The organism is Vogesella mureinivorans, assembly GCF_007644035.1.
GTDB classification, from domain to species: domain Bacteria; phylum Pseudomonadota; class Gammaproteobacteria; order Burkholderiales; family Chromobacteriaceae; genus Vogesella; species Vogesella mureinivorans.
Genome location: NZ_VMTV02001012.1, coordinates 1 through 277, shown reverse-complemented (window position 1 = coordinate 277; position 277 = coordinate 1). Strand labels below are relative to the sequence as shown.

The 277-nt window shown below is 70.4% G+C and carries 1 protein-coding gene; it reads left to right on the top strand.

Annotated elements, in window-relative coordinates; all coding sequences use genetic code 11:
- Positions 1-277: DNA polymerase Y subunit UmuC family protein (locus tag FLQ44_RS22495; RefSeq protein ID WP_206209103.1), on the top strand; the 277-nt coding region annotated here is incomplete at both ends.

Here is a 277-nt window from a genome sequence, read left to right as displayed (position 1 = left end):
AGGCGCGGCTGCCTGACGAGGCCGGCGAGCGCTTGCAGCGGATGGGCATCCGCGAGCTTGGCGGCCTGCGCCAGCTGCCGCGCGACAGCCTGCGGCGGCGCTTCGGCCTGGCCCTGCTGGAGCATCTCGATCGTCTGTACGGACAGGCCGAGGACGCGCTGCCCTACTACGCGCCGCCCGATCACTTCGACATGCGCGTCGAGCTCGGCTTCGAGGTCGAGAACCACGGCGCCCTGCTGTTTCCGCTGCGCCGGCTGGTCAACGATCTGGCCACTTA